At 58.2% G+C, this 18,203-nt stretch carries 17 protein-coding genes and 2 pseudogenes; 13 read left to right on the forward strand and 6 right to left on the reverse strand.

Features of this window, described 5'->3' with window-relative positions:
• Positions 1-646 precede the first annotated feature (646 nt).
• The 3 genes from IVB26_RS08235 to IVB26_RS08245 form a co-directional block, all read right to left on the reverse strand.
• Positions 647-1,225: an anthranilate synthase component II gene (locus IVB26_RS08235; protein ID WP_247439017.1), complete on the reverse strand. Its 579-nt coding sequence runs from the start codon at positions 1,223-1,225 to the stop codon at positions 647-649.
• A complete protein-coding gene (gene pabB, locus IVB26_RS08240) occupies positions 1,222-2,616 on the reverse strand; it encodes an aminodeoxychorismate synthase component I (RefSeq protein ID WP_247971226.1) in 1,395 nt (464 codons plus the stop codon). Before pabB ends, IVB26_RS08235 begins: the two co-directional genes overlap by 4 nt.
• Before the next feature lie 96 nt (positions 2,617-2,712).
• On the reverse strand, positions 2,713-3,039 hold the full coding sequence (locus tag IVB26_RS08245; RefSeq protein ID WP_247302589.1) for a Dabb family protein: 327 nt from the start codon (positions 3,037-3,039) through the stop codon (positions 2,713-2,715).
• A gap of 983 nt (positions 3,040-4,022) precedes the next feature.
• Here IVB26_RS08245 and IVB26_RS08250 point away from each other — a divergent pair.
• The 8 genes and pseudogenes from IVB26_RS08250 (at position 4,023) to IVB26_RS08290 (ending at position 10,888) form a co-directional block, all read left to right on the forward strand.
• Entirely contained in the window at positions 4,023-4,205 is a 183-nt protein-coding gene (locus tag IVB26_RS08250) for a DUF3551 domain-containing protein (RefSeq protein WP_346732870.1), read from the forward strand.
• Positions 4,206-5,450: 1,245 nt separating this feature from the next.
• On the forward strand, positions 5,451-6,362 hold the full coding sequence (gene panB / locus IVB26_RS08255) for a 3-methyl-2-oxobutanoate hydroxymethyltransferase (RefSeq protein ID WP_247971227.1): 912 nt from the start codon (positions 5,451-5,453) through the stop codon (positions 6,360-6,362).
• The gene (panC, locus tag IVB26_RS08260) at positions 6,337-7,188 is read left to right on the forward strand and encodes a pantoate--beta-alanine ligase (protein ID WP_247971228.1); all 852 of its coding nucleotides are present in this window, start codon (positions 6,337-6,339) and stop codon (positions 7,186-7,188) included. The genes panB and panC overlap by 26 nt, the downstream gene beginning before the upstream one ends.
• Positions 7,189-7,579: 391 nt before the next feature.
• Positions 7,580-7,746: pseudogene (locus IVB26_RS08270) on the forward strand (IS701 family transposase); the annotation flags it as partial.
• Between the two features lie 761 nt (positions 7,747-8,507).
• On the forward strand, positions 8,508-9,644 hold the full coding sequence (locus tag IVB26_RS08275) for an MFS transporter (RefSeq protein WP_247971229.1): 1,137 nt from the start codon (positions 8,508-8,510) through the stop codon (positions 9,642-9,644).
• Between the two features lie 354 nt (positions 9,645-9,998).
• Positions 9,999-10,362 (forward strand): annotated as a pseudogene (locus tag IVB26_RS08280) (ATP dependent DNA ligase); the annotation flags it as partial.
• Positions 10,362-10,679, forward strand: a complete 318-nt coding sequence (locus IVB26_RS08285; protein WP_247971230.1) for a hypothetical protein — start codon at positions 10,362-10,364, stop codon at positions 10,677-10,679. The pseudogene IVB26_RS08280 and the gene IVB26_RS08285, both read left to right, overlap by 1 nt.
• A gap of 2 nt (positions 10,680-10,681) precedes the next feature.
• Positions 10,682-10,888, forward strand: coding sequence for a hypothetical protein (locus tag IVB26_RS08290; protein WP_247971231.1), 207 nt, complete (start codon positions 10,682-10,684; stop codon positions 10,886-10,888).
• Between the two features lie 822 nt (positions 10,889-11,710).
• Here the strand turns inward: IVB26_RS08290 and IVB26_RS43480 are convergent.
• Positions 11,711-11,899, reverse strand: coding sequence for a helix-turn-helix domain-containing transcriptional regulator (locus IVB26_RS43480; RefSeq protein ID WP_458309340.1), 189 nt, complete (start codon positions 11,897-11,899; stop codon positions 11,711-11,713).
• 149 nt (positions 11,900-12,048) lie between these two features.
• Positions 12,049-12,786, reverse strand: a complete 738-nt coding sequence (locus tag IVB26_RS08300) for an outer membrane protein (RefSeq protein ID WP_247973113.1) — start codon at positions 12,784-12,786, stop codon at positions 12,049-12,051.
• A 1,229-nt stretch (positions 12,787-14,015) separates the two neighbouring features.
• Here IVB26_RS08300 and IVB26_RS08305 point away from each other — a divergent pair.
• The 4 genes from IVB26_RS08305 to IVB26_RS08320 are packed head-to-tail and all read left to right on the forward strand — an operon-like array spanning position 14,016 to position 16,350.
• Positions 14,016-14,330, forward strand: a complete 315-nt coding sequence (locus IVB26_RS08305; protein WP_247971232.1) for a hypothetical protein — start codon at positions 14,016-14,018, stop codon at positions 14,328-14,330.
• 51 nt (positions 14,331-14,381) lie between these two features.
• Positions 14,382-15,194 (forward strand): TIGR04255 family protein, encoded by an 813-nt coding sequence (locus IVB26_RS08310; protein ID WP_247971233.1) that lies wholly within the window; start codon positions 14,382-14,384, stop codon positions 15,192-15,194.
• The gene (locus IVB26_RS08315; protein WP_247971234.1) at positions 15,191-15,754 is read left to right on the forward strand and encodes a hypothetical protein; all 564 of its coding nucleotides are present in this window, start codon (positions 15,191-15,193) and stop codon (positions 15,752-15,754) included. The genes IVB26_RS08310 and IVB26_RS08315 overlap by 4 nt, the downstream gene beginning before the upstream one ends.
• Positions 15,755-15,792: 38 nt before the next feature.
• Complete coding sequence (locus tag IVB26_RS08320) at positions 15,793-16,350, forward strand: hypothetical protein (RefSeq protein WP_247971235.1); 558 nt, start codon at positions 15,793-15,795, stop codon at positions 16,348-16,350.
• Positions 16,351-16,479: 129 nt separating this feature from the next.
• Here IVB26_RS08320 and IVB26_RS08325 read toward each other — a convergent pair whose 3' ends face one another.
• The gene (locus tag IVB26_RS08325) at positions 16,480-16,848 is read right to left on the reverse strand and encodes a hypothetical protein (protein ID WP_247971236.1); all 369 of its coding nucleotides are present in this window, start codon (positions 16,846-16,848) and stop codon (positions 16,480-16,482) included.
• Positions 16,849-17,601: 753 nt separating this feature from the next.
• Here IVB26_RS08325 and IVB26_RS08330 point away from each other — a divergent pair.
• A complete protein-coding gene (locus IVB26_RS08330) occupies positions 17,602-18,000 on the forward strand; it encodes a hypothetical protein (protein ID WP_247971237.1) in 399 nt (132 codons plus the stop codon).
• Positions 18,001-18,203: the final 203 nt, after the last annotated feature.

Below are 18,203 nucleotides of genomic sequence, written 5' to 3' on the forward strand. Positions count from 1 at the left end.
GGTTGTGATGAGCATTGAGGAAGCCGTGTGATGTAGTTCACAAGCGGCAGGTATCACCAGGGATAGCGTGCGCGCCTCAACTGGAGGGAAGCGCCATGCAATTTAATTGGACAACCTCTCGAATGCTCGCTCTGACGGCCGTTGTTTTGGTGGCGGCTGGGACCACTATGGCAATCGGTACTCCTCGCGCACTCTTTGAGCCGACTTTGGGACAAGATTGGCAATGCAGCCGAACCATGCTGCTCGTGACCACTTGCTCGCACAGCGCAAAACCAGGGTGAGCCGGCCGCTCCCTGTGCCGTTCCTGATCGGAACGGTATCGCCAATGTGCGGAAGCGAACAGAACAGCCGTTTGACCTGTGAGTAAGCTCGCGCTCGCTTGGCCTTCTAAGGTTCAAGCGCCTCCAGCGGCCCCGGCCTCCGCGACCCCAAAAGCCCCATGGCCAGGGCCGTCTTTAAGGCTACCGATGGCCCATGCCGCCGATGGACCCTTCGACATTCAAATGGAAATTTCCGAACCTCGGCGCCGAGCCGGCCACAGACGCCTCAAACGAACCGCGGCTCGATGTCCGACAGCCGCATGTCGTCGGGCCAGCGATCGACCGGAAGCGCCACGCTATGGCTGCACCAGTCCTCTACGGCCGCCTTAAGAAAGCTCTGCAAGCCGTAGGAAGTTTGCGAACAGTACGTCCCCTTGTGGGGTGAGTATCGACTCCGGATGGAACTGCACCCCATATGTTGGTTGATCGCGATGGGCGAGGGCCATGAGTTCCCCATCATCCGAGAGTGCTGTCACCGTCAGGTGACGGGCAGATGACGGATCCAATTCGACGATAAGCGAATGGTAGCGCCCCACGCAAAGTGGAGACGGTAGTTCTTTGAACAGCCCGCCGCCTTCATGTGTGACATACGAGGGCCGACCGTGCATAGGATGACGTGCGCGCGTTACGCGTGCGCCGAACACGGTCCCAATGCACTGGTGTCCGAGACAAATGCCGAGAATTGGCACCTGACCCGAAAGTTCACGAACGACGGCTGTCGATATTCCAGCCTCAATTGGAGTGCACGGACCGGGGGAGATGACAACCGCGCGGGGCCTGAGGTCAGCAAGTTCGCTCACATCCATCGCGTCGTTCCGGACGACACGTGTTGCTGCACCAAGCTTGCGAAAATATCGCGCAATGTTGAAGACGAAAGAGTCGTAGTTGTCGATAATGACAATCAAGATGCACCGGAGTCTTCAGCAATGAATGCGCGAAAAATGCGCTCTGCTTTTGCAAGGCTCTCCTCATATTCGGCGGCTGGATCGGACATTGCCGTTATCCCGGCGCCTGCATGGAAGACGGCCTGGCCGTCGTCGATCGTTACGGTGCGAATGGCAATATTTACATCCATATGTCCATTGAATCCTATGTAGCCTATGGCCCCGCAATACACCTCTCGCGCCACACGCTCGATATCCAGGATAATTTCCATCGAGCGTACCTTGGGAGCTCCGGTAACTGAGCCGCCGGGAAAGCAGGCCCTAAGTAGGCCCACGGCATCCTCTCCGTGTGCTAGCTCACCCGTAACGACGGACACGAGATGGTGCACCGAGGCATAGGACTCGAGATTGCATAAGGACGGGACGTGGACTGATTCAGGCGTGCAAACGCGCGAAAGATCATTGCGCAGGAGGTCGACGATCATGGTGTTCTCGGCGCGGTCTTTCTCCGAATCTACCAGCGTCTCAGCGCGACGCCGGTCTTCCTCGCAATCAGCAGAACGCGCCACCGTCCCCTTGATAGGTCGCGTTTCGACGTGTCGCCCGTCAAGCTTTAGGAAACGCTCGGGCGAGCTCGATGCAATGGTGAGCTTGCCATACCGAAGAAGGGCGGCAAAGGGAGCCGGATTCATTTTCCGCAGCTGACAATAGAAGGCTATCGGATCGAACGAATTCGCCAGGCGAGCGCTGAAGCGCTGCGCAATGTTGACTTGGAAGGCGTCACCCGACAGAATAAGATCAATCACGCGTTGTGCCGCCGCGATGTATCCCTGGCGACTGAAGTTTGAATGCCATGAGCCGGCCTGGCCTGGTGTAAAATCAGGAGGGGGGGCTGAGACTGTAACCAGCCCAACAAATTCTTCGGCTCTTTGGCGAGCTCTCTCACGCCGGCGAACCGGATCCTGCTCCGGCCACCCGGTAGAAAGGACCCAGCATCTGTCATGGCGGTGATCGAAGCTTATCACGACGTCGTAAAGATGTAGGAGGGCCTGAGGCAAGCGATGCCCCCCGATGGTCGGCACCGGCAATCGCTCCAGCGTCCTGTTCAGCTCGTACCCAAAAAAGCCGGCGGCGCCGCCCTGGAATGCCGGGAGATCGGCGCGATGCATTTGCGGATAGTTGGCTAGCAGAGCGCGAAGTGCCGCCCACGGATCGCCCACAATGGACTCTCCGTTGCAAATACCTCTCCCGTCCGCGATTATATAAGTGCTGAAGGGATCGCACGTCACATACGAGTACTGCCCGAGCACCGCGTGTCTCGATGCGCTATCCAGGAACGTGAGGTGCCTCCGATGCGAGAGGCGTCGCATGGCTGTGACGGGCTCAATCCACTGCAGTTCCAATACATGCATTAGTCTGTCGCTCAGCGATACATGGCTGATTGTAATCCCGCCCGGCGAAGGCGAGCCTCACGGGCACCCAAAAACCCCTACGTGCCTGCCAGTTAATTACGCCCGCGGGTAGGGCCTGCCAAATGGCTCCGCATCTGTTGACATGCTGTAATCGGCCGCGAGACGTAGCTCTCGGAGCGGTCTGACCTGCCGGATCGACTCCTGATAAAGCTCGTGCGCTTTATAGGCTTCGAGTTCGACTTCGTCGTCGAATTCACCGTAGACGATCACGTCAATTTCGTTGCCAAGCCGGTCACTCTTGCGGTTACGAGCGACCTCAAGCCGGCGTGCGTGCGGGATTTTGGCGAGAACGGAAAGGCCGTCGACTATTTTGTCGACATGCGCCTTATCTTTTGCGGTGAAGAATACGATGTGTCGAATCATAGATGACCGTCGGTAATCGCGAACATTGCGGTTTGACTTCGCCCAAAGCGACAGAAGCCTCATCGCAAAGTCTGCAAGGCTCGGGCAGCCGCTCAGATGCCACTGCACGGCAGGCTCCCTGCACGATCGCGCTGGCGGGTGTTTAGCTCGATTCTTCCTCCGCTATTACGCAAGGTAGACAATCTCTGAGACGAATTTCTGCATCGAAGTAAGAAACCGCCTGATCATCAGTCGCTAGGACAACTTTCAGTAGATGCTTCCGTCGACGGTCATTAGCTTCGCGCGGATCTCGTGCATGAAACGGTCTCACTTGCAGGATCGCCGCATAAGAACTGCAGCAAAATGCGCTCTTTCGTTGAATACAGGCTGGGTCATAAAACAGAAGGGGGAAGGCCGCCGCCAGCCCCCGAAGCCTTGACATCGACACGTGACTTCAAGGTTGAATCCGCTCTTCGGCTGATCACCGCAGAGAGATCGTCGTGAAACTCTTTCATCGGAACGTGGCGATAGTCTCAGCCATACATGGCGCCTGGGAGGAGCTTATCGTTTCGGCGCTGCTCGTCGCGAAGCAACGAAGAAAGGTAGTACCTGGTGCACATGCTTGCCTGGAGGCGCTTTCAGCGCGCAGCTGCATCGCACCGGAAGGCTGCGCTCCCTTCCGGAAAGTCGCTGAAATGCTGCTCCGCCTTCGCCGAAGTTTTGGCAAAATGGCCGCCCCAGGTGCCGCGGTTCTGATCGAGCACTCTTAGACTGCCTTCACTTGAACCGCGTTGCTTGCGTGCGCGTGAGAGCCCAACGCGCTAGTACATCGGTGGATGCGATCGCCCAAGGGAAGCGCGGCTGCCATTTGCTTGATCAAAACATCAATAGATGTAATTCGATGGTCTATCCTTAAGCAAAGCCTAGCGGAGGCAAGTCATGCGCAATCTGCTGTTTGTCGCTGCTAGCACTTCCCATGCTAGTTGGCTTTGTCTCGCCTTCGAGTGTACGTCCTACGACCCGCTTGGCAGGACGCTCATTGTCTGCAAAGACCGTATCTGGGGTATCCTGGCAACTGCCAGTTCTCGTCAATTTGTCAGTGCATGGCCACTGCATCGGGCACGGACGCCTATTGCGGTATCGACCTGACCTACGCATTAGCGCGGCGGGTAGAACGATCGCGCTGACAACCAGTACAAGACGCCACGAAAAGACGCACAAGGGGAATGCGGGTTGTTGTTACGAAAAATCGTGTCTTCGACGAATAGTAGTGGTCTTTGAACGTGTGCAGCAGAAGCTGCTGACCCCGCAATGGCGGCCGCCGTTAGGTTGCGACCGCACTACTGCGCCTTAACCCCGCTTAGCCCTTTTTGCATCGCATGACTTGGCTGGCCGTGTCAAACCGTCGACTCTTCGATGGCCTGACGCTTGGGCTGCCATGGCTGCTGCGAATTGAGCAGCAAGCGACGGCAAGCGCACCGGCGCCTCAGGTCAGCGACGCCTCTAAGCGGCTCACCTGACAAGTCTGTACGCTCGGGTTATCCACACGCCATCGAATTAGCGGCGGCAGACGCGCGTCTGCATAGCTTTCACGGTCTGCTGCGCTGGAAAGCACTCCCATGCTTGCATTTGACGAAGGCGGGGGCGGTCACTCCGAGCTCGTTTGAAGGATTTCATCGCGGAATTACGCCCAAACGCAATTTTCGGCCGACAGGCAGGGGTTCATCGAACCAATCGATCGCGATATGCCGCTACAACAGAGGGTGAGCGCGAGGCCTGTTTCGGGAGCTGGAAAATGCCAAGTATCCTGGAGAAGGGATTGGAGCAGGGCATGGTACGCAATTTCTATCTGCTCCGTATGGGGAAGTATGCCGCAGCGTTGATTCAGCGGAGCAGGTGTGAGCGGCAACAAATCCTCTGGCTGCAGTTGAACTTGATGAGGCTCGGAAACGAACTCGCTCGGGTCGAGTATTGCCGCCGGGGCAGAGCCAGCCAGTCCGACATGCAAGAGATGCGGTTAAGACAACGCCGCACGCGATTGCGTCAGAATGATCGCATTGGCGCGCCCTGAGGCCCAGCGTGACGCAAGGCGCTTCCAAATGACAATTTGAATCTGGGGAGTTCTTGCTTGATGGTCGCGCGACCATTGGATTTTTTATGCACGTGCCTGCTACTTTGGAGACGTATGTTTCCCTTTCGTGGTTGACAGTTTTCACTCGTCCGCCATAGAAAAAGGGTGGTCCCCCGGGGATGCGCGCAAAACTCAACGGCTTCGGTCGCAAGAATCGGATTACCGTTCGCCTAGCTTATTCGGTGACGCGGGAACCTCGGAGGGCCGTGGCTTCAAAATCGTAGGCGACCAGGTGAGATCAAATCAGTATCGCTTCGAGCTGCGAAATCGACCTGAGGCCATCTGACGGAACGGATCGAAAATGAGCCACGCTTCGGAAGTGTCAGTTGAGCGGATCACGATTCCAATCCTGCAGCGGTGGAAGCAGGAGCGGCGGCGTGTCGCCATGACCACCGCCTACGATGCGGTTACGGCAGGCATCGCTGACCCCATCATCGACATCATTCTTGTCGGCGACAGTGTTGGCAATGTCTGCCTCGGATTCGACAACACGTTGCCAGTCAGCATGGCGATGATGAATCATCATCTCGAAGCTGTTGCGCGCACAAGGCCCCGTGCCCTACTCGTGGCCGATATGCCGTTTCTTAGCTTTCACCTTAGTCCGGAGGAGACGATACGCAACGCCGGAGGGTTCCTGCAGCGAGGCGCAGATGCAGTGAAACTCGAGGGCGGAGCCAAGCGCGTGGAGATGGTGCGTGCCCTGGTCGATTGCGAAATTCCCGTCATGGGCCATCTCGGCCTCACCCCGCAGAGCGTCAATATCATGGGCGGATTCAAGGTGCAGGGCCGGAAAGCCGATGACGCTTTGCGGCTGCTTGATGACGCTCACCGTCTGCAGGAGGCCGGATGCTTCGCGTTGGTGCTTGAAGGCATTCCGGCCGAGCTAGCCCAGCGAGCGACCGAATCGCTGTCGATACCAACTATTGGAATCGGCGCGGGTCCCGGGTGCTCGGGCCAAGTGCTCGTATTCCATGACGTGCTGGGGCTGACCGAAGGTCATCGGCCCAAATTCGTTCGCGCCTATGCTGATGGTTTTCAGCTGTTGCAGGAGGCGCTGTCGCGCTGGGCTACCGATGTCCGCAGTGGAGCGTTCCCGGCGCCGCAAGAGTCCTATCGGCTTCCTGAAAGCCTGAGTAACATTATCGCAAACTGGGCTCCTCCCAACCCAACTGATGTAAGGTGCAACGATGCGGACGATTGCGACGGTCGCTGAGCTTCGTCGTGAGCTCGCGAAGGCTTGCAGCGCGGGCAAACGCGTCGGGCTCGTGCCGACAATGGGCTATTTGCACGATGGCCATCTGGCCCTGATCAAGGCGAGCCGAGCGCAATGCGACGTCACCGTCGTTAGCATCTTCGTCAATCCGACTCAGTTCGGACCAAACGAGGATCTCAGCAGCTATCCTCGCGATTTCCTACGCGACGAAAAATTGTGCCGCGATGCCGGTGTTGCGATTGTCTTCGCGCCGGGTGCACAGGAAGTCTATCCGGCTCAATTCGAGACCTTCGTCGAACCGGGCGAATTGGCGAAGCCACTATGCGGGGCTTTCAGGCGTGGGCATTTTCGCGGCGTCGCAACCGTCGTATGCAAGCTGTTCAACATGGTGCATCCGGACGTCGTATTTTTCGGGCAAAAGGATTTTCAGCAATGCGCGGTCGTTCGTCGCATGGCAACTGATCTCAATCTTCCCATCGAGATCGTCACCGTGCCAACCGTTCGGGAACCGGACGGGCTCGCGATGAGCAGTCGCAATCGATATCTCAGCGAGGAAGAACGTCGGCGAGCCGTTGCCATCAGTCGTGGGCTGTTCGCCGCGGCGGATGAGTTCCGCTCAGGAGTGCGCGAGGTGGATAAGCTGATTGCGATCGCCGAGCGGCATCTTGAGACAGTTGATCGGCTGCAATACCTTGAACTTGTCGATGGTGATACGCTCAAGCGTGCGGAGAGTCCGCTGCGGCTTCCGGCGGCGCTCTGTGCCGCAGCCTACGTCGGTTCGACCCGGCTGATCGATAACGTACTGCTGGCGTTGCCAAATCTGTAGCGCAATTCAGAACCAAATCGATAAACTGTGTTCTTTTTATCCGTTTCGCCGGCGTCGTCGGTGTAACCCTGGAAGTTCCGACGCAGCCGCCCCTCGCGCTTCGCCGCGGCAAGATTGTCGCCGGGTAGGGCGAAGTGGTCGTAGGGCGAAGTGGTCGAAACTAATGCGCACGTAGCCCGCGTCGACAAGGGTTTCCGCAATTCCGACTGAAGATGACGCACGACTTCTGGGGCAGGGCGTATTCGCCGATCTTGCACTGATGCTTCTTGAAGGAGGGAATATGCGCGTAACCGAAGTCCGACAAGCGATCCGGACGGAGTTCGATGCATTTGGCGACCGTGTCTAGCACTACAGTTGCAATTTTCGGGTGGTTCTGAATCTATGGGCGACCATGATTCGGGATTTGATGATTGGTGGAGCGTCGGTCGAAGATACGCGACGCTGTGGGCTTCTTTGTTGCGGCAGGCCAAGCAACGGATTCGTCCGCTGTTTACGCAGGAGCGGATCGCGATCTCGGCGGGGCAGTTTCTCGATGGACGTTGGGGCAACGAGCCGCGCATCCCTCACAAGGAGAAGCATCAATGCCGGTCCATGTGCACAGCCAATTCGATGAAGAAGTCGTCAATCGCGAGCCGTGGCGGGGGCGCTGACCAAGACCATGAGTCTAGCAGGCACATAAGCCTCTGCGTGGCTTCCATGATCAAAGTGTTTATGTCGGCGTCTACACCGCGATGTCGGTTGCCACAAGCTTTGGCAGGCTACGCAAGCCCAGAGTAACCGGGTTGCAAGCCCATCGCCTCGCATTGAGACCGATTGCGATCGGCAAGATGGAATTTCATCTCGTTGTCAGCTTTGCGACTGAGCCATATTGATTTGTCGCGGATATGACTGCGGAAGGCGAGGCCGCGTTGGCGCGCTGAAGGGCGCCACGGAATCGTAATGCGCGGTCTCGAGGCGCACTCGGGTGCTTCGTGCTCCTTCAGTGCGCGACCGCACTCATCAATCAGCAAGTAACAAGCTTGTTGAGAGCCCCAACGCTCCATGCCTAGCCGGCACAGTTGCCGATCGTATCGAGTTCGGATCGAGACGTCACGTGCGTTTTCGCGGTGGCATCGTATTTGCAATCAAAGATGTCGTCGCGGATCGAACTAGAAGAGTGACGATCGACGCGATCCGATATCACGCGCTGAACCGTCCGGCATGGCGGATTGCGCCAACAAACGATGTCCTCTCGACCGCCGAACCTGCGCACTCTCTGTCGCTCGGGAGTCCGTCGCTGGTACAGCGCCCGCGGGTCGTCTATCAATAAGGTCCCTGTCATGGCGTCTGCTGGTCAACCATCCTCTCGGTTAGCAACGCGTCTTGCATTCTTCGTTCCCGGGTTTGGCTTCGGGGCCTGGGCCCCGCTCGTACCATTTGCGAAAGACCGGCTGGCGGCCGATGACGGCGTGCTTGGCCTACTACTGCTCTGCCTGGGTGCTGGATCCATCATCGCGATGCTTCTGACAAGTGTTTTGAGCGCCCGCTACGGCGTCAGGCTGATCATTCTTGTGGGTGGGCTTAGTCTCGCGATCATCCTGCCGTGCCTCACGACAGCTAGCATGTTGGCGCTCGGCGTCGCGCTATTCGCCTTAGGCGCCTCGATAGGCTCGATTAGTGTGGCCGCGAACATTCATGCGATCGAGGTGGAGCGCACGGCGGAGTGCCCGCTGATGTCCAGCTTCCACGCTCAATTCAGCATCGGGGGACTTGTGGGGTCTGCAGCCATGACCGCTTTTCTCTCGCTGCAGATTGACGCATTTGTTTCGACTGTGGTCTGCTCGGGATTGATAGTGATCGCGATCATGCTGGCGTGGCCGCGATTGGTGCCAACGGCGCAGGCGGACCAGGGACCGTCGTTCATTCTGCCGCGTTCCATCGTGCTCCTTCTAGCCGCGATTGCGGCGATCGCCTTCCTTATCGAAGGCGCGATGCTCGATTGGGCTGCCTTGTTGGTCGTCGGCGCTGGTCTTGCTCCAAAGACGCAGGGCGGCTTAGCGTATGTACTGTTCTCCATAGCCATGACGGTGGGACGCCTTGCTGGCGACGCCGTCGTCGAACGCGCGGGGGACCGCGCGACACTTATGTTCGGAAGTCTACTGGCCTTGGCAGGTTTCGGAGCTCTGCTGGCCGCACCGGTAGCCGTCATCGCCATGGGCGGCTTGCTGCTCATTGGTCTTGGCCTATCGAATGTCGCCCCAATTCTGTTCCGGCGCGCCGGTACGCAGGAGGCGATGCCCGTTGGTCCGGCGATTGCCGCGATCATGACGGTTGGTTATGCCGGAATTCTCATTGGACCGGCTGGTATCGGGTTACTGGCCAAGTACGTGGGACTGCCGGCCGCATTTGGGGTCCTAGCCGGGCTCATGTGCCTCGTCGTGCTCTTGGCGCCCATCGTGACGGCGAACACACGGTGAATGCGTTTGAAACGTGACAGAGCGGCACCTCGCGCGCGAGAGAAGCTTCGATCGTGGCTTGTCTCTGATCGAGCAGACGGCAATGAGTTGGCTAGCTGATATCTGCCTGGCGCCGATGATCGGCTACTTTTTGCTGGCCCCAAAGCGGTGCGCTTCTCCGGAAGTGCTTCAGGCCCGGCGATTGGTGGTCCGCGCTCTTCCAGAGATCTGCCTTCATGCCTACGATGGGTCGCTTGATGCGCTTGCTGTTCGCCCAATCATTGTTTCATCCCAGGCTTCTATACCTGAGTGAATCCGCGCTTTCGGCTGTTCGCAAGCTCGAGTTTTCAACCCGATTGCGCAAAGCGGATGTTCGCCAAGATCGCCAACTCCCCGTACTCCGGTGGTCGCGGCGACTACTGGGTCAAGACCACCTCCGCTCATCGCGAGACGCTGGCCATTGCTGGCTTCGCCCTGGACGGCAGCAAGTGGGACGGCATCTTTGTCGGTCGGCACAAGGGCGACGGCTTCATCTACGCCGGCAAGGTCGACCACGGCTTCGACACGACGTCGGAGACCGAGCTGCGGAAGCGGCTGAAGCCGCTGATCAGGAAGACGCAACCCTACACCAAGAGGGTCGTACATCGCCGCATCTGGGTGGAGCCCGAGCTGCTGGCCGAGGAAGTCCGCAGAGGGCAAAGTCCGGCACCCCTTCTTCAAGGGCCTTCGGGAGGATTAGTGATGGCCTACAAGCGAGGCGCGCGCGAGATGATGGCACAACGATTAGGGCCGACATGGGTCAGCCATGAGCACGTCCCTGACGTCCACACCGGCGAACCATGGTCCGAGATGGCGGTCGAAGACTTGCAGGCCGCGTGGAAGACGGGTGCAAACCTCGAAGAGTTGAGCACATACCTTTGCCGCGACTGGGAAGACATCACCGAGAAATGCAAGGAGCTTGGTCTTGATCTGATCTATCAGCCGCAGCGCCGTCAGGGCTATCTCCAAAAATGGAAGCGCCAGGAGGAGAAGAAGTCCAGCGCGGGAGGATCGTGAAGATGGCTCGCCTCACCCCCGCCGAGCAGATCGAGCAGAGCTACGACGACACCATGAAGGCGCTGGCCGACTATCTCACGCGCGAGCGCGACGCGGCGACCACCATCGACCGGCTAATCCAGATCCTTGATCGCGACAGCCTCCGCGGCGCCATCACGGAGGTCCTGGTTGACGCACGCGTGCATCCAAGACCAAGGCGTCGCCTTTGAGTGCGACGGGATAGGCCCGCCAGCGTGAACCTGCACCCGCAGAAGAGGCCCGCCAACTGAGGCGGCCTTACTCTCTGTCCATTCGGAGATTTTCGGGCGCCTTAGAGGCTCAGCACCAGCATATACGCGAGGACCGTGGATAGAGCGCCCAATCCAACGATGGTGATTATGAAAACGAGATCTGGCGCCGTCACGCTGCCCCCCATTTGGTTTCTAAATCACCTGAATCTTACGCTTTACTCCGGCGGCTGCAAGCCGGGCGACATAAGCCATTCGGTCATGTGAGCGCCAACCTCGTTTTGTCGGGCTCTACGCAGTAAGGCTTCCCGCTGCGGTCCATGCGGGAGCTTCTTGGCTTGCTCGCGTAGGCTCTTCGCTTCTTCGGCAAGTCGTTCTTCCAAGGGCGAAGACTGGCTAAATCGGCGGCGCGCTCCCATGGCCTTCCTCCATGACGTAACCCGGCAATTCAAACGCGAAAGTTCCGGGCCGGTTCCTCAAATCAGGCCACTGTGATTTTCAAACTAGGCCACCGCGCTCGGAAACAGGCCAGTACCCGAGGCAGCATGAGAACATTCCGCAAAACGAGAACAACGGGCTTCCATCAGGTGCGGCGGCGTCCGAGCCCCCGCGGATATGTTATGTAGGCCGCAGGTGCTACCTTATGACAGCTCCTGCGGCTGGTGCCGCGACGTTCCGCACGATCCGCGCGGCACGCCAAGTTGCTAGCACACAGGCCCGCTAGCGTGAACCGGCTCTCCCGAAACGGGCTCGCGTCAGCGAGATTGAGCTTCTTTTGGAGAGCCCTGATCATGTCCTCGACGCTCACTTGCCGCCAGTGCGTGGAACTAGTTTGATCTGCAAGCCCATGGCGGTGAGCACACTGAGAACTGTTGAAAAATTCGGAAGCTGTTGGTCGCCGAACGCGCGATAGATGTTTGTACGCTGCAGTCCAGTTTTTTTGAGAGTTCTGAAATGTTGAAATGTCTGAGCGCCTGCCCGATCGCTTTGCAAATTGTGTGAGGTTCACCCGAAGCGAATGCCTTGTTAAGCTCAACGGCGAGCTGCGAAGGGACGACTGGCCTGAAGGTCTTTGTCATTCGAGCCTCCCAAAGAAGATGGCCGGCTCTAAGAGCCGGCCCCTGTTCTTTTTAAGAAGCTGCTCAGTACCTCGCGATCATCGGACCGCCGAACTTGTAGTTCAGGCGGACGAGGCCCATGTCAACGTCTTGGCGGATGCGGTCGCTACCTGCGAAGGCTCCAGCCGGCGTGGTGAAGTCGATCGTGCGATCGCCCAAGAAGATATGGTTGTACTCGATGCCAACCGACCAGTTCGGAGCAAAGCCATACTCGAGGCCCGCGCCAACGGTGCCACCCCAACGGGTTTCACGCGCCGACGACAAGAGCGCGCCGGTCGGAATGTCGAACACATCATACTTGTCGCCGACGACCGCGGCGCCGCCCTTGACGTAGAGCAGAACATTATTCCAAGCGTATCCGACCTGCCCGGTAATCAGACCAAAAGAGTCGATGCGAGAGCGATTGCGATCAGCGCCGAACGCCAAGCTCGTGTTGTCGCCTCTGAAGTCAGCCCAGTTGCCTTGGCCTTCGAAACCGAACACCCAATTTGCCGACTGCCAGCGATAGCCAATCTGACCACCGACCGTGCCCCCGACAGCATTGTGGCAACCCTCGCCGACCAGAGCGCCTGGGACTCCGAAAATGCCTGCTGCATCCACAAAATCCCAGCACTTGTGGCTTGAACCGCCGCCGCCGTTGATGCCGATGTAAAAGCCGCTCCAGTCGTAAACAGCAGCAACCATCGGAGGCGCCTTCGTATATGGCCGCGCGGCCAGATCCGCCGCAGCGAATCGGGTTCTTCGTTTCCATGCCCACGACAGGCAGTAGCTTGCTCTCCGACCGAGCTACTAGGAAATGTGCGATGACGATCCCCTCGGTAATTTTGTCTCCAATTGGAGACAATCCTCATCCAGTCGAGCGCCCACACGCTTAACCATCCAGACGGACTGCCGATCCGCCTGAAGCTTGCCAGGCACGAAACACCATGTGCCCATTTCGACTTTAAAAATATGGATCCTCAAAAGAGCGAGGACGTGGTTGCGTCGGCATTGAGCACCTCCGCCAGTGCAGTCCGCCTCGACGAGGACCTTTATGGCCCGGACATTTCTGCGGCGAGCGATCAGCTGGGCCAGTCGCGCCCGGCTTGGCTTTCATCTTCTGCTCGAGGCCGCAGACCTTCTTCGAAAGTTGGCCGGCGAGCGATGCCGGCGAGTCGCTGAAGGCTGTGCTTCGCAGATTAAGCCGCAGGCTCGATAGTTGGTCCGAAAACCGCATTCGAGATGTCTGGCACCGGGACCCCCGAGTGAAGATCCGGGCCGATGAGGTCAGTCAGCTGCGTGCGCTCGTAGAACCCAAGCGCAAATCAGAGACTGTCCATGATCTTGAAGAGCTTCGAGCTACTACGCGGCGGCCTGCGTCGCCGCTCGGTGAGGTTTTTGAGGGGCGGAAAGTGTATACTTTCAACTTGTCTGCCGTCGCCATCGGTCTTACCGACGACGTCGAACGAAGCCGCTAAGGTCGTGAGCGGTAACCCAACGTCGACCGTTATGGCTGCACGATGTGCCATCGCGGATGGGTGACGAGTACCGCGGATACGCACTGGCAAACGAGAACCCGTCAGCCCTATGTGGCTGGCCTCGCCTCGCTTCGTGCCCCTGTTGTGCCCCAACTTTTTTGGGGCACATACTTGGAGACCGCGTCGCTAAATGGCTGATCCAAAGGGATAAATGGTGGGCGCACAAGGGATCGAACCTTGGACCTCTCCCGTGTGAAGGCCAATCCTGCTATTGATGCGATTTAACAATTTCCAGGCCGGTTCAAGTTCCCCGTTTTTTCCCCTGCTTCAGAGAGCCTACCTTATCCGGCCCGGGGACCAAGAATGGCCTCGAGACATCGTGCGGCTATCCCACGGGTCTATGGCAGTCCTGGAGCGTCTGCCGGGCGGCGGGCACTTCTCCGGGGACGGGCCCGGCAAGCCCCTAAGCACTGGCAGCAATGGCCGCGGTGATCATCCGCATGAACAAGGCCCGGGTGGCGGCGGGCGGCCACCGTGGGCAGATCGCACGTTGGGCAGGGATGTTGTGCCGCACGGCTTCGGTCGACCTTCGACTGGCGCACCGAACAGACCGGCTACTCGAACGAGATGTCCGAGATGGCCTTGGCGCACACCGTCCCCGACAAGGTCGAGGTGGCCTACCGGCGCGGCGACATGCTGGAGAAGCGCCGGCGGATGATGGCGGATTGGGCGGCGTTCTGTGCGGGGACGGTGGCGGTCGAAGGGAGCAACGTGATCACTCCCAATCGCCGAGATAGTCCTTTTGGACTAGTCGGGAAACTGCTTGCGCGAGGCGTTGGAACCTCTTAACGAGTTTGCGCTATCCCATTGGAACGGAACAAGGCAGACCGGGTAATCGGAATGGACTGGGAGCCGGCGCACGCCGACCATTCGATCGATAACGTTAGTGTGCTGTTCACATTCACGGAGCCGGTTGACGCCGACTCTTTCGACGAGATCGTTATACCCCTTCGAAAGGCAGCGACCGCGCACCGATTCAACAACCGGGTTGAAGGGCAAGAAGCTTCCGAAATCTCACTCCCCGCCACGCCCGGACAGCCGGTGATGATCAACATCGGAGCGGTGCCGATGACCCGTCGGGTAGCTTTTCAGCAAGCCGCGGACAATGTGGTGTCGTCGGAATTTAGTATGGGCGTCGCATCCTTCACGATGTGGACGACCCGCTATCGGCGCTGGGCGAATTTCTTCTCAGAACTGAGCGATCTTTACACTGCGATCGACGGCGTCTGGCCGCTTTCGAAGAGAGTAAAGTCGATTAGGCTGCAATATGTGGATCGCTTTCTTTCCGCGCCGGGAGGGGCGAGCCACCTGGAAGTTCTTGCAGAGCAAAATCCGACGTTTCTCACAATTCCACAGGCCGACCCAACAGCGGCGTTTCACGTCCATACTGGCTGGTTCAACTACGATGCCAGGCCCGGATGCCGCCTTCTGACAAACGTCAACATTGATGCGGGAGATGTAAGGGCGCAATTAGGGCGGGAGCGGCGCAATATGTCCTTTTTGACCCTGATGCAGTTCGAGTCTTTGGATGCATCGTTGGAGGACCCTCTTGCGCAGGCTGATCAATTGCATCAGAGGTTGAAACTTCTGTTTCGACAGCTTATTTCTAGACCTGCGGCGGCCCGAGTCGGCCTCTCGGAGCACCAACCATGATGCCAGCTTCTGAAACGGCGGTTGCGGCGTATTTCGCTGGTGCTGAGGCCGGCGTGACTTGGGGCGCCTCGAGATCTGTTGCAGCGCATATTCGCCCTTTGCAGCCGGTGCCCACCGGCAATGTCATACATTTCCGCACGAAGCAGCCGACGCAAGTTCTTCCGGACGAGGAGAATACCGCTGGCACAGTGAAGACGCTTTCCGCTTTTGCTCCCGCCGAGACAGTGGCCGACGCAGCGGTGGCGCAATTGTTAAAATTCAAAGAGATGCCGGCCGATTGGGATGGCTTCGGCGCCGCAAGGCCGGTGAAGGCGTCCGTCGATGCCGCGCGCGAGTTCGTTCGGTCTCTTGCGCCGAACAGTGTCGTGCCTCAGCCCGCGTTACACGCCGACGGCAATGCGATTCTATTTTATCGAGCCGACGATATTTATGCTGAACTAGAATTCGTCGATAAGACGATCGAGTTTTTCGCGCGGCGGGGCGACAGGGAATGGTCAGACGAATTTCAACTTGGTATGCCTCTGCCTGCAGCGCTTTCAGAAATTGGTTTCTCGATCTAAAAGACCCAACCGGTTGTCGTAAGGCCACCCGAGATCCCGTGGACGACAAAGAGCGTTGCCTCGTCGTCAATAAACATTGCGAAGATCAGAAGTGCGAGAGAATTAGCTTGGGCCGGCATGGCAGCCCGGGTCCCGTCGCCAATTCCGAAAAGATCTATCGGATTCTGATCGCTCCAACCGATATGAGCGCTGAACAAGTCGCTCTCACCGCTATCACCCATACCGAAACCATCGGAATGAGTGTTTTGCGGGATCGCGCAACAGACGACGAGTTTCGATCAATCGTAGCGGGGCGCACAGCCCAGCCGGGGCGCTCATTCGTCGGTGTGATTGAGCTCAGCTGTGGCGAGATCCGAGGCTTAGACTCGGCAAATGATGCGGAGGGGCGTTGCTTTAAGGATCGCCACTTCATTGTCGTGGACACCGATATGGAGAAGCTGCCGCATCACGCAGATGTCTTCAACACGATGCCGCGTCAAAACTCCGAAGGAAAACCCACCGCGAAAACGGTATGGCGTCGTGAACGCGGGCGGCTGTTGGATTTGGCGAACAAAAATATTGTAAAACGAGCTAGTTTTCGGGAAGGGCGGATTTAGTCGTGGCTTGCAAATGCACGATGCCGTTATCCTCGAGACCATCCATGGGGCAGAGACCCCAGCTCTAGGCGGCCGATGCTGTTCATTTCATTGCGGTGGCGCTCGCCAGTAACGGCCGGGTGCATAGATTTACTCCTTCGGATACCGACCTTCTTTGTACAGTCGAAGCGCCTCGGCTTTCATGGTTTGATAGCAAAGCTGCGAAGCCGCGCGCGTCGTCGGATTGTCAGTCGGATATGCATGGTTCATTAGGTCAGCAGCCGGAATGCGATCGGCGAGCGTGCTCGCGTAACAGCGGCAGTAATGTGTCTCAAAGAGCGAATTCGGAATAATCTTCGCCTCTTGATCCTTGATTTTTTCGCGCATGCAGCTCGCGGTGTTGGCTTTGATAAACTGCTCGCGAGCCCCGCCCGTGAGATATTGGCCGAAACTCGGGGATCCAGAGATCAAGAACACGGCAGTGCTAATTGCAGCAACAGCTCTTCGAACTTTTCCCATCGGATTCGCCTGATCAATGCCACCAGCCGAGCCAGATTCCCCATCCGTGGATTACGGCAATCGGAAAGAAGATTCGCTCCCGCAATCAAAAAGCCCCAGAGCTTTTCATTGAAGCAAGTGTAGAGGTGCTGGCACCAGCCTGCAAACGCGAGCAACCCGATCGCAAATCCTGCCAAATACTGCATGCTGCCCCCGCTAAAATGGCGCATCCTTGCGCAACCGGAGGGCGAGCGCAAGTTGCTTTTTCCAACGGCCGCAATAAGGTTTCATCGGTAAACTGTTCTAGCTAATCGGGATTGTTTGAGATGATCAGGATACTGACGCTATTAGCATGCTTCATGTCTCTATCAGCGCACGCGGCTGAACTGCCTCTAAAACGAGCGAAAAACAGAATTCCGGATGCTGCATGGGATATCCATGTACCTCGCGGCGTACTCGGCCAAACCCAAATGCTAGTCGACCAAAAAGCGGATCATCCTCTAACGCTTTCTCGCAACCGCGATTGCTTCAATCCTACAGCGACAGTCGTATATGAGATCACTCGGGAGGACGGGAACGTCCTGCCATATCCCATTGGGGAGTATGGCAGGATCAACACTTACGGAAAGATGGCCAAGGTGACTGTTAGCCGACCAGGCAACACATTAGATCGCGCGACCTGCGCGAGCGGAAATATTATCATAAGCGACTGATTGACCTTCTCCCGCCCCTACTTGCGCCAAGCAAAAGCCGGTCCTACGGAGAGAACCGTCCGTGCCAGCCTACCTCGTCCGCATCATCGAGACCCGCGACCTCGTCGGCATCTTCGTCGCCGATGATGAGGACGATCTCGAGCTCGTGGTCGATGAGTGCACCGACGTGCCGGACTGCGAGTACGTCGAGCTGCCTGCTGGCGGTGTCATGTGGGAGAGCCCGGCGAAGCCTGTGCCCCTAGATCCAGGCGATCCTGAAGACGACACTTCGCAGATCGAGGAGTTTCCATGGAGCGGTGCCTCTTTGACCGAGGCATGGTGGTTCATCGCCTACGGGCGAGCCGAAGTGGAATGGACGCCCTTCGAGGAGGATCCGCCCCGGCCGCCGCGACCGGAGCCGCGGCCGCGCCCGCCAGGATCGGGGCGGGTGCTGCAGTTTCGGAAGCGGCGAGCGACCTAATGTAGTATCCGGGCTGCCTCGGCACGCCGGACCTTCTCTCTCAGCTCCTCGAGTTCCTGAAGCATTTTCAGGAGATCTGGCAGCACGTGTGCACGCTCAAGGATTCGGGTCTTCTGTCGCATCGCTCCACGCCTCCATGCGCGCTGACGGCGAGCGACATCAAGGCGTACACAGGCGAATTTTCTCCTGAGCGGAGAACTACT

It is taken from the genome of Bradyrhizobium sp. 195 (assembly GCF_023101665.1).
In the GTDB taxonomy this organism is placed as follows: domain Bacteria; phylum Pseudomonadota; class Alphaproteobacteria; order Rhizobiales; family Xanthobacteraceae; genus Bradyrhizobium.